9 protein-coding genes and 1 pseudogene are annotated in these 13,640 nt (G+C 67.7%); 6 read left to right on the forward strand and 4 right to left on the reverse strand.

What is annotated here, in order from left to right:
* Nucleotides 1-33 precede the first annotated feature (33 nt).
* The 4 genes from NGK70_RS16585 (at nucleotide 34) to NGK70_RS16600 (ending at nucleotide 5,523) form a co-directional block, all read left to right on the forward strand.
* Nucleotides 34-1,119 carry an IS630 family transposase gene (locus tag NGK70_RS16585; RefSeq protein ID WP_428985603.1) on the forward strand — a complete coding sequence of 362 codons (1,086 nt, stop codon included), beginning with the start codon at nucleotides 34-36 and terminating at the stop codon, nucleotides 1,117-1,119.
* Nucleotides 1,119-1,784 (forward strand): CHAT domain-containing protein, encoded by a 666-nt coding sequence (locus NGK70_RS16590; RefSeq protein ID WP_251969608.1) that lies wholly within the window; start codon nucleotides 1,119-1,121, stop codon nucleotides 1,782-1,784. Before NGK70_RS16585 ends, NGK70_RS16590 begins: the two co-directional genes overlap by 1 nt.
* A gap of 89 nt (nucleotides 1,785-1,873) precedes the next feature.
* Nucleotides 1,874-4,372, forward strand: a complete 2,499-nt coding sequence (locus NGK70_RS16595) for a caspase family protein (protein WP_251969609.1) — start codon at nucleotides 1,874-1,876, stop codon at nucleotides 4,370-4,372.
* A gap of 29 nt (nucleotides 4,373-4,401) precedes the next feature.
* On the forward strand, nucleotides 4,402-5,523 hold the full coding sequence (locus NGK70_RS16600) for a hypothetical protein (RefSeq protein WP_251969610.1): 1,122 nt from the start codon (nucleotides 4,402-4,404) through the stop codon (nucleotides 5,521-5,523).
* Between the two features lie 41 nt (nucleotides 5,524-5,564).
* On the opposite strand, the gene NGK70_RS26660 is transcribed toward NGK70_RS16600, so the two are convergent.
* The 3 genes and pseudogenes from NGK70_RS26660 to NGK70_RS16610 form a co-directional block, all read right to left on the reverse strand.
* Nucleotides 5,565-5,765, reverse strand: a complete 201-nt coding sequence (locus NGK70_RS26660) for a hypothetical protein (protein WP_428985524.1) — start codon at nucleotides 5,763-5,765, stop codon at nucleotides 5,565-5,567.
* Nucleotides 5,686-5,916 carry a mechanosensitive ion channel domain-containing protein gene (locus NGK70_RS16605; RefSeq protein ID WP_251969611.1) on the reverse strand — a complete coding sequence of 77 codons (231 nt, stop codon included), beginning with the start codon at nucleotides 5,914-5,916 and terminating at the stop codon, nucleotides 5,686-5,688. Before NGK70_RS16605 ends, NGK70_RS26660 begins: the two co-directional genes overlap by 80 nt.
* Nucleotides 5,917-5,990: 74 nt before the next feature.
* Nucleotides 5,991-6,454, reverse strand: a pseudogene (locus tag NGK70_RS16610) (transposase); the annotation flags it as partial.
* A 709-nt stretch (nucleotides 6,455-7,163) separates the two neighbouring features.
* On the opposite strand from NGK70_RS16610, the gene NGK70_RS16615 reads away from it, so the two are divergent.
* Nucleotides 7,164-8,711, forward strand: a complete 1,548-nt coding sequence (locus NGK70_RS16615; RefSeq protein ID WP_251969612.1) for an amidohydrolase family protein — start codon at nucleotides 7,164-7,166, stop codon at nucleotides 8,709-8,711.
* Between the two features lie 14 nt (nucleotides 8,712-8,725).
* On the forward strand, nucleotides 8,726-10,417 hold the full coding sequence (locus NGK70_RS16620; RefSeq protein WP_251969613.1) for a S41 family peptidase: 1,692 nt from the start codon (nucleotides 8,726-8,728) through the stop codon (nucleotides 10,415-10,417).
* 15 nt (nucleotides 10,418-10,432) lie between these two features.
* On the opposite strand, the gene NGK70_RS16625 is transcribed toward NGK70_RS16620, so the two are convergent.
* Nucleotides 10,433-13,633, reverse strand: coding sequence for a hypothetical protein (locus NGK70_RS16625; RefSeq protein WP_251969614.1), 3,201 nt, complete (start codon nucleotides 13,631-13,633; stop codon nucleotides 10,433-10,435).
* Between the last annotated feature and the right edge of the window lie 7 nt (nucleotides 13,634-13,640).

Below are 13,640 nucleotides of genomic sequence, written 5' to 3' on the forward strand. Positions count from 1 at the left end.
ATGGTCTACTACGGACAGAGTTGGAGCCAGGAAGTGCGAGTTGCCCCTGCGATCGAGTTGAGTCAAGAGGAGGAGGCTGAGTTGATCCGGCTGGCGCATTCGAAGGCGACCAGCGTTCGACTGGCCGAGCGTGCGCGCATTGTTTTGCTGGCCGCGCAAGGCCTGCAGAACCTGCAGATCGCCCAGGAGCTGGGCATCGACCGGATCACGGCGGGTCGCTGGCGCCAGCGCTACATCAAGTCCGGACTGGCGGGCATCGAGCGGGACCTGCCGCGCGGGGCACCGCCGGTCAAGGTGGACGTGGCCAAGCTGGTGGAGCTGACCACGCAAAGCCAGCCCGAGGCCGCCACGCACTGGAGCACGCGCAAGATGGCTGCGGTGCTGCAGGTCAGCCCCAGCACGGTGATGCGTCACTGGCAGGCCAATGGGCTCAAGCCGCACCTGGTGCGTGGCTTCAAGGTCTCGCGCGACCCGAAGTTCGTCGAGAAGCTCGAAGACATCGTGGGGCTGTACATGTCCCCGCCCGAGCACGCCCTGGTGCTGTGCTGCGACGAGAAGAGCCAGGTGCAGGCACTGGACCGCACGCAGCCGGGCCTGCCGATGAAGAAGGGTCGTGCGCAGACGATGACGCACGACTACAAGCGCCACGGCACGACCACGCTGTTCGCTGCGCTCAACGTGCTTGACGGCACGGTCATTGGCCAGTGCCAGCAGCGGCACACGCACGCCGAGTGGTTGAAGTTCCTGCGCCAGATCGACCGCGAGACGCCCAAGGGCAAGACCCTGCACCTGATTGCCGACAACTATGCCACCCACAAGCACGCGGCGGTGCAGGCGTGGCTGGCCAAGCACCCCAGGTTCCACATGCACTTCACGCCGACCTCGGCGTCTTGGCTGAACATGGTGGAGCGCTTCTTCCGCGACATCACCACCGAACGCCTGCGGCGCGGCGTGTTTACCAGCGTGGGCGAGCTGGAGGCGGCGATCAAGGCGTACGTCGCGCATCACAACACCAGTCCCAAGCCGTTCATCTGGACCAAGAGCGCTCGCGACATCTTGCAGAAGGTCATTCGCGCCAACTCCCGGTTAAGTGGGAAACAGAATGGAACACTGCACTAGTGTCGGCGCAGCACGACCTGCCCTGCGCCGCCTTCGAGGTGCACAGCGCCGCCAGCCGGTTCACGAACACCACGCTGCTGCGCGGCGCCCAGGCCACGCGCGAGCGCGTTCTGGCCGCCTTGCCGCAGGCGTGGCTCGTTCACTTCTGCTGCCATGGCGACGCCTACACCGACAACCCCCTGGCCAGCGCGCTGCACCTGGCGGCCAACCGGCCCTTGACTCTGGCCTCGCTGCTCGACACGCGGCTGGAGCGCTGCCGGCTGGTGATGCTCAGCGCGTGCGAGACGGCCGTCATCGGCACGCAGCTGATCGACGAGACGATCAGCCTGCAGAGCGCACTGCTGCAAGCCGGGGCGGCAGCGGCCATCGCCACCGCCTGGGCGGTCTACGACACCAGCGCGGCGCTGCTCGTGGCGCGCTTCTACGCCGAGTGGCGCGGGCCGGATGCACATCCACCGCACCGCGCGCTGCAGCTGGCGCAGCAGTGGCTCCGGGACTCGACGAACGACGAGAAGCTCGAATGGCTAGAGCGCAACGCGCCGGCCGCCGAGCTGGCGCCACTGCTGCGCGACGAACTTCGGCAGGCGGTGCGCGAAGCGGGCGCGGGCGGGCGCAGCCATGCGGCACTGCTCCACTGGGCCGGCTTCGCGTATGCCGGTGCCTGACGGCGGCTTTGCCAACGGCATGCTACCGGGACCCTGTTTGAAGTCCCCGGTATCTCGACGCCCGCCGTGCGGTGCGATATGCTGACCCGGTGGCGACCGACACCTGCGCGATCATCATCGGCATTGATGGCTATGCCTTCGCACCGCTGACCTCCGCAGTCAACGATGCCGTGGCGCTGCGCGACGAACTGACCGCGCCCGGCCCCGGTGGAACGCCGCCGCTGGTGGCGGCTGCCGACGTGACCTTGCTGGCCAGCCCCGGCCCCGGCCAGCCGGCCCCGCCGGGCAGCCGGCCGGCCACGCGCCGCGCAATCCTCGACGCGCTGAAGGCGCACTACGAATCGCCGGCCGCGCGTCGCCGGCTCATCTTCTACTTCGCCGGGCATGGCATGAGCGCCAGCCGCGACGGCCGGGTGCGCGAGGCGCTGCTGCTGGCCGCCGATGTCGAGTCGCCCACCGATGGCGAGCACATGATCTGCTTGGACGACCTGCTGGCGCTGTTCGCCGAGCGCGGGCCGCTTGAGCAGCTCTGGCTCGTCGACGCCTGCCGCGACATGCCCTACGAGCGCCGGCCCCGCGGCTACGACGTGAGCTGGCCCGAGGAGCCGCCGCAGGCGCCGCGCGCGCAGTTCGCCATGCATGCGGTGGGCGCGGGCGGCAAGGCCTTGTCTGCGCAGGGTGGCCACGGGCGGTTCACGCACCTGCTGCTGCGCGGGCTGCGCGGCACCGGCATCGCCAATGAGCCGGTGCCGGGGCGTGGCCGTTGCGTCACGGCCGACTCGCTGTTCAATTACGTGCACCGGCACGTCTTGGCGTCGCTGCGGGGTTGGGACGAGTGGACCCGCACCGTGCAGGTGCCGGAGTCGCGCAGCCGCGGTCCCGCGCTCGCGCCGTTGCGCGAGGTGCCGCCTCCGCCGCCGCGCGAGTTCGTGGTAAAGGTCGAGCCCGAGGCGGCGCAGCCGGCGGTCGATCTGGCGCTGGAGATTGAGCTGGGCCTGCCGGTGCCGGGCTGGCCGCCGAAGGCGCCCGCGCGCCAGTACGAACTGCGCGCGGCCCTCAAAGCGGGCATGACGGAGCAGGGATGGGGCACGCCGAAGCCTCAACTGATGGTCGTCGACCTGCGGGAAGAAGAATCAGCCACGGTCGAGGTGCCGCGCAGCGGAGGCACCGTCATGACGCGCGGTGGCGGGCCGCGGCCGTCCGCGGCGGCTGCCGCACCGGCCGTGACCACCGGCGAGCGCGGCATCGCACGGGCGGAGATCGCGCACAGTGCGGCGCCGGCCCGGCGGCCGTTGCGTCGTAGTGGTGGTGGCACCGGCGTCGCGCCGACGACGGCCACGCTGCGCGTGGAAGCGTCCGACATCCAGGCCCACGTCCGGCTGCGCCTGTCCCGGCATCCGTTCACGCTGATCGAGCGGGCGCAGCCGAACATGGACCTGACGGTCGCGCCCGGCGCCTGGGACGTGCAGGTGATGCTCGGAGACGAGGTCATCAGCGCGGCCCGCGTGCTGCTGGCCGGGGGCGAGCGCGGCGTCGTCACGGCGGTGGCCCAGATCACGCCGGCGCTGGCCAGCCTGCTGCCGCAGCGACCCGCCGGCGCCGTTGACGAGCGGCCCACGAGCGTGATGCCGTCGGAAACCATCGGGCCGATGCAGGGCGCGGTGCTGCCGACCCTGCTGCCCTTGCTGGCGCTCAAGCCGTTCGACCACGACGGCGTGCTGCTCCGCCAGTTTTCGCACCTGCAGATTCCGCAGCGCGGACCCTGGCCGCCGCCATCGGACGGCGAGCCCCGGTGCGCGATCGCGGTGGCGCTCGACGGCGAGCTCACGCCGGGCCGCCACACCGACGTCCGCGCGGCGGCGCGTGTCTGGGCTTCGCCGGACCGGCGGCTCGCGCTGTATGCGACGGACGGCAAGCCGCCGGACGAGGGCGTGGACATCTTCGTCTCGGGTACGCGGCTCAACGTGGCCGCGCCCGGGGTACCCGGCGGCGTGACCGCGATCGGGGTGATTTCGTGGCCGAGCGGGGTGACGCAGGTTTCCGTGGGCATCTACCGCCTACCGCTCGGCGTGGCCTGGGACGCGCCCAGTGCCCCTGGCGGACCCGGATTTCCGCCCGGTCGGATCGCGCGCGCGCTCGCGATCGCGGTCCCGTGGTTCCGAGCGGGCGCCGATCTCGACACGCTTCGCGGCCCGGAGCTGATGGAGATCGCCTACGGCAAATGGATCGATCCGGTTCTGGGGCTGATCGCGCATCACGCCTTGCACGAAAGCCGCCGAGCGGCGCGGCCGGGCGACCCGGCGCCGGTCGAGATGCTCGGCACCATCCAGCGCAACCTGAGCCAAGCGTTCGGCGCGCTGCCCGACTGCCTTGTCATCGCCGCCGTGCGCCAGGATGCCGACGCGCAGCAGGCGGCCATGGCGCGGCTGCTCGATGACCGCAGGCTGCGCCAGCCCGTGCTGGTCGCATCGCTGGCGCTGCTGGCCGAGGCGGCGCGGCGCGCGGGGCGCATGGATCACTGGTCAATCGACCGGCTCGACCGCATCGCGCCGGGCGAAGTGTTCAACGTCGTCGTCACCACGCCCTGACGACGCTCACCCGAAGGAAGGAGAACGACGTGGCCTTGTTCGACTGGATCGAGAACCTCTTTCGCGAGCGCAACAGCCAGATGGCCTGGGGGCACATTCCGTCCGAGCGCATCGTCGGTGGCGGGCCGCAACCGGCCTACGTCGCCAACGACGACTACGTCGTCGTGCGCCTGGGCTCCATGTACCTGCGCGACAGCCGCGAGCTGTGGCTGAAGCTCTCGCCGCTGGTGCACAGCGCCGTGGGCTTGAAGGGCCTGCGCGAGCCCCGCAGCGAGACGGCGATCATCGGCCCGGCTCAGTTCGGCGACTTGGCCATGGCCTCGGCCGATCGCTCGGTGGTGCTGAACCAGCGCCTGGCGGGCCCGGCCGTGTGGCGCGGTGGCGATCTCGAACTGGCCGTCGGGCTGTTCGCGGTGCCCAAGGACCAGGCCGCCACGGCGTTGCTGGGCACATTGAGCCAGCTGGCGGCGCTGGGGATCCCCGGCCTGCAGCAGGGGCTGGACATCGCCAAGATCGTCAAGGAAGGGGTCGAGGGCTTGATCGGCCTGAACGGCACGCGGCCGGTGCTGGGCGTGAAGGTCGCGCTCAGCGACACGCAGGCCGCCGGGCCGGGGCACTTCGTGGGCATCGCCGCGCCGCAGGCGGAGGTGCCCTTCGACCAGTTGTGGCTGAAGGATGGCCGCCTGCACAGCGGCCCTTCGGCGCAGCAGCTGAAGGTGTACGAGGAGCACGACCACATCGTGATCGGCGTCGAGCGCGGACAGCCGCGGCAGGACTGGCGCGGGTTGCCGTCGCTGACGCCGCACGAGGAGGCCTTCAACGACGTGCTGAAGGACACCACCGCCGCCGCCGACGACCTGCGCACCCGGCTGAACACCGCCTTCAGAGCGTTCGATGGCGCCTTGTTCGCCGAGGACGGGCTGACGAACCCCGACAAGTCGCGCATCCGCGGCGAGGTGATCGTCAGCCTGCAGGAGCGGCTCAAGCGCATCACCAATCCCCTCGGCGCACCGGCAATCGAGACCCGATCAATCGGCGGCCGCACGCGGCGCCAGGTGGCGGCCCCCGGTTTCGATTTCCTCGACGTGGGCGACCTGCCGCTGGGTACAGACATGACCGCGCTGGCCAAGACCGGCGAGGCGCCTTTCTAGGGCCGGGCACTTCTGCGAGCCCTGTTCGCGCGAATCGGCGTTCAGGTCCTGCCGGAGGTGCGGCACGCGATTCCGTTGTCGTGCAGCGCCTGCCAAGCCGCGAGGTGGACCGCGTGGCGCACGCGCAGGCGCTTGTCCAGGGAGTCGACGAACGCTCGGATCTCAAAGTCGAGTGAGGAGTGAGCTTTCACGCATGCCCACGAAGTAGACGCTCGGCGCTGGCGTGGGCTGGATGTCGGCATGGCCGCGCACCGCTTCGAGCAGCAGCTGATGCACCCTCGCGATGTCGGAGCCGTGGGCCGCGCCCACCGGCAGTAGCAGCCGTGTGCTCTCGTCCGGCCCGGTCCAGTTCACCACCCGTTCGGTGATGAAATCCTTGTTCGGGATGAGCAACGCTGGTTGGCGGCGCAGCGCAGAACTGCCGCTTGATGACCCAGCTACGCACTCCGATTCAGAGGGGCAACCTCAAACTCCGCGCTCACCTCGGTGGCGTACTGCTCGGCCAGGAAGCCCTGGATCTCGCGCACCGTCATGCCTCGCGCGTACAGGGCCACGATCTTGTCGTCGAACCCGGTGAAGCGCCGCTCGTGCTTGGGGATGAGCAACGGCTCGAAGCTGCCCTCCCGGTCGCGCGGCACATCAATGCGCAGCGGGCCGGTCTCGGTCAGCACGGTCTTGCCGGTGCTGCCATTGCGGTGGTTATCCGCCGTGGCAGGCTTGTCGCCCCCAGGCGCGTAGCCCAGGTGGTGGCTGAGCTCGCCGCCCAGCACGCGCTCGATCAGCGCCTTCTTGAACGCCATCGAGACGTCCTGGATAGCCTTGGCGGTCATCGGCCCTTGGACAAACTGGTCAAGCAGTTCCTTGGGGATCTCGGCAACGCAGCCGACTTGGCGGCTATGGCCGCGTTCTTCGCTCTCGTCTTGCTTGGCATACATGCTCCGTCTGGTCATGCTATGCCTCACACACAAGATTCCAGGCAGGCTCAGGCGCTTCAACTCGAGGTCCCGCGATCTTTCGTCAGCGGCACGTTTAATGTCCCGCCCCTTCTCTTCGGCCTGCCTTCGCAGATCCTGCTCCTTGTCTATGCGCGACTTTTCTCTCTGGTACTCGAAAACAAGCAAAGAGACCGTCGTGCCAAAGACAGCGACAACACCAAGTTGAAGAACCGCCTTTGCGATCTCGGCGGCAAGCGGTACGCCTGGGTATCGACTGTCGATTACGACCAGAACGCTGAGGCTGCAGACAAACAGGAGCAGAAGTAAAGGCGGCAATTGACGAGCCATACAGGTGCTCCGCTTGAGAGATGAGGGTGTGAGTCCAGTCGAAGTACATCGCTGAGTCGGTGACCCGCGAAGGTCCCAACAGGCGTTCGGGGCGGAAGTGAACGCGGCCTTCACACCCGCTGCGCAGCGTATCGCAAGCGCGAGCAGCGTCAAGGTCACGTGCTGCGCCCGGCCTCGACCCCGCTTGCACTGTGACCGGTCGCGTTTTTTGGGATATGTTTGTGAGCGCGAACGGGCTCCCTCCATTGCAACGATGACGGCTTCGGGGAATTCGAGGCAAGGCATGTCGCTGGAGAGTTGAGTTGACTCAGATGGATCGTTCGTCGAGACTTGCGTGGACAAACTAGCAGGGATCCCGTGAGTCTCGTCATCGCCGGTCGCATCGCTCCCATGTCAGCGGCCGCGCCGGTAGCCGGCGGCGAGTCGGCCAGTTTCCGCGGCCGAGTCTGCATCCGCGACGATGGCACCATCGCCGCCGTTCAGACCACTCGCCAAAAGCTGCCGCCTGGCTTCGAAACAGCACGCTCCGTCGACGTGGGCACCCGGCTGGTCGTACCAGGCTTCATCGACCTGCACAGCCACCTGGCCTACGCGCCGCTGCCGTTGTGGGTGGAGGCGGGACGCACCACACCGTTCCAGCACCACGACATCTGGCCAGCCCGACCCACCTACGCCGCCGAGGTCACCTGGCCCGCGTATGCCTTCGTCACCGCATCGCCCGCAGAACTGCTGGCCTACGCCGAGGTGCGCAGCCTGATCGGCGGCACGACCAGCATCCAGGGCTCGCCGCCCAGCAACCGGCCGCTGGACGGCTGGCTGGTGCGCAACGTCGAGGACGAGACCCTGGGCAAGACGATTCCACGTACGCGCGTGCTGTCGTCGACGCTGACGCTGGACCCGCAGCAACTCGGCAAGCGCGCCGACGATATGCGCGCGGGCAGCAGTTTCATCTACCACTGCGCGGAGGGCCGGCGCGGGTCGATGGTCGCGCGCGAGTACGAAGGCCTGCGCAATGCAGGTTGCCTGCAATGCAACCTGGTGGCCATCCACACCAATGCCCTCGAGGCTGGCGCGTATGGCGCGTGGCAGCAGCCCGGTGCCGTGGTGTGGTCGCCGTTCTCCAACCTGTGGCTGTACGGCGAGACCACCGACGTGCCGTCTGTGCTCGCGCAAGGCATCGGCGTGTGCATCGGATCGGACTGGGGCCCTTCGGGCACGCGAAACGTGCTGGGCGAATTGAAGGTGGCCGCGCTGGTGGCGCGCGCGTCGGGATGGGGCTTGTCGAACTTCGACTTGGTGAAGATGGTCACCGCGACGCCGGGCGACGCGCTGGCGCGCGCCTGGGGCCGCCAGGTGGGCCGGCTGCAGCCCGATGCGCTGGCCGACTTGGTCGTGATCAACACGTCGTCGGGCCGGGTCGATCCGTTTGACACCATCGTGGCCGCCACCGAGATGGATATCGACCTGGTGATGGTGGGCGGCAAGCCCCTTTGCGGTACGCCCGCGTTGATGGCGAACGCCGGCGCCACGGGTACCAGCCGTCTCGACGTGCGCCACGAGCGGCGCGCCCTGGCGCTGACGCGCTTCGACACCGGAGCGGCGTGGAGCTTTGCCGACGTGCTGGCGCGAATGGCCGAGGTGCGCGCCGATCCTAAGAAGGAAATCGAAGCCGCGCGCCGCAATGCCGTGGCGGGCGTGGCGGCCGGCGGCCCGCCCGCCTTCAGGCTGGCGCTGGACATGCCCACCGGCCGCGTGCCGGTTGGCGGCCTGCCGCGCGACCTGGGCAAGATCGTCGTGCCGCCCATCCAGCCAATCGCCCACGACGCAGCGTTCTTCGACGCGCTGGTCGGCCGCGGCTTCCACGGCGGCTTGCTGGACGGGCTGCGTACCTACTACGACGTGTGAAGAATCCAAGTCCTATGGCCAGCGCCCGACCCTCGCCCCTGATCGATCCCGCCCAACGCGGCCGGCTCCTAGCCGACGTGGTGCGGCCGCCGGCGCGGCAGCGCCCGGCCGCTGGCGCGCCGGCACCCTCGCTCGGCCTCGACGGCGGCGCCCGCCTGCGCGTGGTCGATGCGCTGCTCGCGGTGCTGGGTGGCGCGTACTGCCACCTGGTGCAGAAGCGCGCCGCCTACGCAGTCGATCCGGTGCAGGCGCTGACGCTGCTGCGCGCACGCACGAGTGTGCTGTCCGACGCCGAGTTCCATCTCGCCGTCACCGGCATCGTCGCCGGCCTGCGCGACGCCCACACGCGCTACGCCGGCCCGCAATCCTTGCAGGGGCAGGTCGCGATGCTGCCATTCTTGGTGGAGCAGTACGGACCGCACAGCAACCCCACGTTCATAGCGTCGAAGGTCGGGCCGGCCGAGTTGATCGGTGACGCGCGTTTCGTGCCCGGCGTGGAACTGCACATGCTGAACGGTGTGCCGTTCGCGCGCGCGGTCGACATCTACGCCGACCGCCAGACTGGTGGGCGGCCCGACGCGCGCCGCGCGCGCGCCCTGGAATCCTTGACTTTGCGGCCGCTGCAGTTTGAGCCGCCACCGGACGAGCATTGGGTGGACGTGGGCTTCCGCACCGCACGCGGCGCGCACGCGGAAGTGCGCATCCCGTGGCGCGTGATTGCACCCGGCGCGGCGCCTTCCGCCATCTCGCCCGGCTCGCATGCGAGCCGCTGCATCGCTGCAAGCCCGGCGGGCGAACAGGCGCGGCGCGCCAAGAAACTGCTGTTCTCTACACACCTGTGGCAGTCTGAGGGCCGCGCCCGTGGCGCCGCTTCAGCGGCGGCGGCGGCGCCGGACGACGGCTGGCTGCCCACGCCGTTCCAAGACACGCTGGCAGCGCGCCCAGTTCGTGTACCGGGTGTCGGCGAGATCGGCCTGCTGCGTGTGTGGAGCTTCGACGTCGACGACGACGACGCATTCCTGGCGGAGGTTGTGCGGCTGCTGGCACTGCTGCCGCAGCGCGGCCTGGTGATCGACTTGCGTGGTAACCCCGGCGGCCTGATTTGGGCCGCCGAGCGCATGCTGCAGCTCTTCACCGACCGTCCCATCGAACCCGTGCGCTTCAGCCTCGTGTCGTCGCCGCTGACGCGGGCGATGGCGTCGAGCCCGTTCAACCGGCTGGAGTTCGAGGCCTGGGAGGCGTCGCTCGCGCTCTCGGTGTCCACCGGCGAGCCTTACTCGCAGGCCTTGCCGATCACCGAGCCTGAGTGGTGCAACGACCTCGGCCGCGCCTACCCTGGTCCGGTGGTCTGTGTCGCCGACTGCAACACCTACTCGTCGGGCGACCTCTTCGCCGCCGGCTTCGTCGACAACGAGATCGGGCCTCTCGTGTGCGTGGGCGAAGCGACGGGCGCGGGTGGCGCGAACGTCTGGACCCATTTCGACCTGCGCGAAGCTCTAGACAGCACCGCGTTCGCGCTGCCCGAGTTGCCCCACGGCATCGGCTTCACGCTGGCAATCAGGCGTGCGACGAGGGCGCGGGCGTCGGCAGGCCTGCCGATTGAAGACCTGGGTGTACGGGGTGTGCCGTACGTGATGACACGCGACGACCTGCTGGGGGGCAACCAGGACCTGATTGCGTTCTGCGCGCGGTTGTTGGGTAGTTGAAGTTGCTCCCCGGGATCAGGTCGGCCACTCGAACAGTGAATCTTTTTTGGTGACGTCGATCAGGATGCCGTCGATGTCGCTCTTCAGGAGCGCCTTCAAAGCGGTCTCGAGGTTTGCCTGTGTCGCAGCATCCTTACCTCTGGCTTTCAGCGCCGCCCGGTTGTACTTTCCGAACTGGCCGTACAGTCCGCCGGCTCTTTGGAGGATGCGGTGCTGGGCGGTGGAAAGCGGCTTGTCGTTGCTAACGTTCTGAAGGTCCTTGAGTCGCTCCGACGTGAAGAGAAGTAGGAGCAGGTGCGCCAAACGTCCCTGCTCTTCGTCGTCAACAAGCGACTTTTCTGCAGTCACAGCAGTCGTGGAGAGCAATCGCGCGTAGGCCCTTTGCATCAAGGCGATGAGACCGCTTGGACTGTTGATGTGAACGTCCAGCAGGGACGCCACAAGCGCCTCACGAGCAAATAGCCTCAGGATTGAGGACTTGGTGTCAATGACACCACCCGTTGCCAGGGACGGAGCCCCGGTGACACCTTCGATGAGATGAAGCCACTTGCTCCAGCCAGGTTCCGTATCTCGCGTGATCTTTTGCTTCATTTCCACAATACGGTCGCACGCCTTCTCGGCCTGCGCATGCCAAGTTTCGATGCCGTACCAGGAGGCCACTGTCCAACGTGCTTGAAGAAGAATCGCGCGCCGACCAACAATCCACTTCTTCGACGCTGTGTCGTATCGCCAATCCATCGCGGCAGCGACTGCATCCTTGGCACGGGCGTCCGCATTCAGCGGTACGGTAGGGTCCGCGCCGAAGTACGGTTCGCCAGGCGGCTTAGGAACCTTGGCCTGGATCCGTTCCGGCTCAGCACCGCGTGAAAGACGATAGAAGATGTGCTTCGTGTGGAGGTCTGTGGGATCGATCCCGAAGTCAGTGACGGGGATGGCTGACGCGAGACTGAGCGCAGGCTGGTCGGTTCCGCCCACCAAAGTCTTGGTGACTGTCGAGATGTTCGACGGCGGCGCCTCACCTGCCGAAAGGCGAAAGCGGTTGCCAGCCGGACCCACACTGGGAAATTCAATTTTCAGTGCGACCACGGGAGGGACGGCCGCCAATGCGATAGCGTCGACGTTGAATGTGAAGCCTGCGAGCGTCGCAGGTCGGCGCGGTCCGTTCAGATCGTTGACCCAGCGTTGGGCCACGATGGCTGGCGTGTCGCCGGGCATGAGTTGGGTCTGCGGCCCGGCCGGCGCACCTGTGACGAAGGTCCATCTCACTGAGCCAAGCGAGACGGAACTGCCGGGCATTGGCGTAGCGTCGACGCGCAGAAAGCCCGCGGCCTTCGTTTGCGCCGTTGCTGCGCCTTCGCGCGCGATTTCGTACCCTAGTCCACGAACGATGAGGTCGAAATAGGCGTCCGACAGGCGCTTCAGTCGATTGAAGAGCGCCTGCCCTTCGGTGCCGGGCGCCGTCCATTGGAAGAACCCGACCGAGAACACACCTCCGTCCGCCGCGTTGCCCGCGTCCAACTTGCCTTCGATCCCGCCAAACACCGTTGCGATCCGGGCCCATTGGTCGGTCCTGGCCTTCTGACGCAGAAGGGACTGAATGACCGTGAAACCGACCGCGGACGGGTCGAGTGGGTAGTCAGGCAAGCGTGGAGGAAGGTATTGCTCGGGGTCCACATTTCCGCTGAAGCTCACCCCACGGTACCTGGGATCGAGGGCCGCCGTGTAGGTGAAATTGACCATCCGCCCAAACGCCATGACAGGAAACTTGGACGGGGCGGCCGTTGCAGCGGTAAGCGCGGTGATGCCGAGCACACTGTCGACCGGTGGCTCCAATTCGCCCGTATTGACCTTACCCGCCACCACGACGCCGGTATCTACCGGGGCGCGGCGATCGAGATGATCGTCTGTGAGTTCCAAGGTTCTCCGCAGGCGGTCGCGCAGCGCCATCCCCGGATCACCTGGGACAGCTGAGTTGTACTCGCGAGCCCAGAGTTGCCAGGAGCGTCGAAGAATGGCGTGGCCCGCACTGGTGCGATTGCACAGCGCCAGCTCGACGTCGGTGAACGAGCCGAAAAAGGCCCGCAGCAGAGGTTGGATGAAGGCGGTACGCGACGCCTCGTCCTGCATTCGGTCCAGCGCGATTGAGAGTTCCACAAAGTAGAACAGCACGGCGTAGGGGTTCCAACGTGCTTCGGCTCCGAGAGCGGCCCCGGTTGCGACCGGGTCAAAGGCCACCGCAGGACCCTCAAGCATGGTCCGAAGCGAAGCGCGCATCGCCGCGGCGGTTTCTACGCGGTTGGAGTCCTTGACGACTGGTGAAGGGATTTCGTGACCGTCGGCTTGGTTGAGTGCGCGCACAGGGGGCACGGCAACGGTCGCTGCGGGAACGGCTTCGATGATGCGCAGCAAGTCCGCATGCCAGCCCCCGCCCTGCAAGGTGCCGGAGGACGGGGTGCCGTTGCTGGAAGGCACCGCCGCAAGAACGAAGGCATTGCCAGCGGTACCAGGTTTCCTCGCAGTGATCTCGAGGCGCCTGAGCGCGTTGTTGGCGACAACGGTCGTCGTGACCAATATGGGATCGGCTGCCGCCGTCAGGGCCGCGACCAGGGCTGTGAGCGTGGCCTCCACCGTGGCCCCCAGCGTGGACTGACGCATGCCGGGCGCCGGCGCACCCGCGACGAATGTCCATGTCGATCCACCCAGCGTGATGGTGCTGCCAGCGCCCGGCAAGGCGGTGAACGCGATCGTCCCCTTGGCCCTGGCCAGCCATACGGGCAGAGGCAGGAGCGCACCGACTGTCCAACGGCGGTCAATCAATGGCTTGGTCTGCGCACTCGTCGCCGTCGCGATGCAACCGTCGAGAAAGAAGATAGCCTGGAGTAAACGGTTGGCCTTATCCGCCGCGGTGAGGCCGACATATTGAGGCAACTGCTCGTACAGCAGCTTCTCCGCGGCGGAAGCGGCGTTGTACTGATCCAAGGTCGGCTTTAGCAGACCGTCGAAAGCTTTCACGAGGCCGGCATGACTGTGCTCGGGACCGACAATGAACCATGCCCTGGGAAGGTCGGCGAGTGCAACGCGGTCGGCAGGCATGCGCTCGTTGAGGAATAGGGTGTTGGGCGCTGGATCCTCGGACGTGAGGAGCGCGGCGTTGACTGTGGCCGAGGGAGGGGCACCAAGAATCAAAGTGGAAGTGAGGTCCGCGAGGGTAGACATGGCGGCA

It is taken from the genome of Sphaerotilus microaerophilus, from assembly GCF_023734135.1.
Taxonomy (GTDB): Bacteria; Pseudomonadota; Gammaproteobacteria; order Burkholderiales; family Burkholderiaceae_C; genus Sphaerotilus; species Sphaerotilus microaerophilus.

Excerpts from the sequence above, each read along its gene's own strand:
- NGK70_RS26660 (WP_428985524.1), bottom strand. The coding sequence starts at position 5,765 with ATGCCGACATCCAGCCCACGCCAGCGCCGAGCGTCTACTTCGTGGGCA.
- NGK70_RS16620 (WP_251969613.1), top strand. The coding sequence starts at position 8,726 with ATGGCCAGCGCCCGACCCTCGCCCCTGATCGATCCCGCCCAACGCGGC.
- NGK70_RS16625 (WP_251969614.1), bottom strand. The coding sequence starts at position 13,633 with ATGTCTACCCTCGCGGACCTCACTTCCACTTTGATTCTTGGTGCCCCT.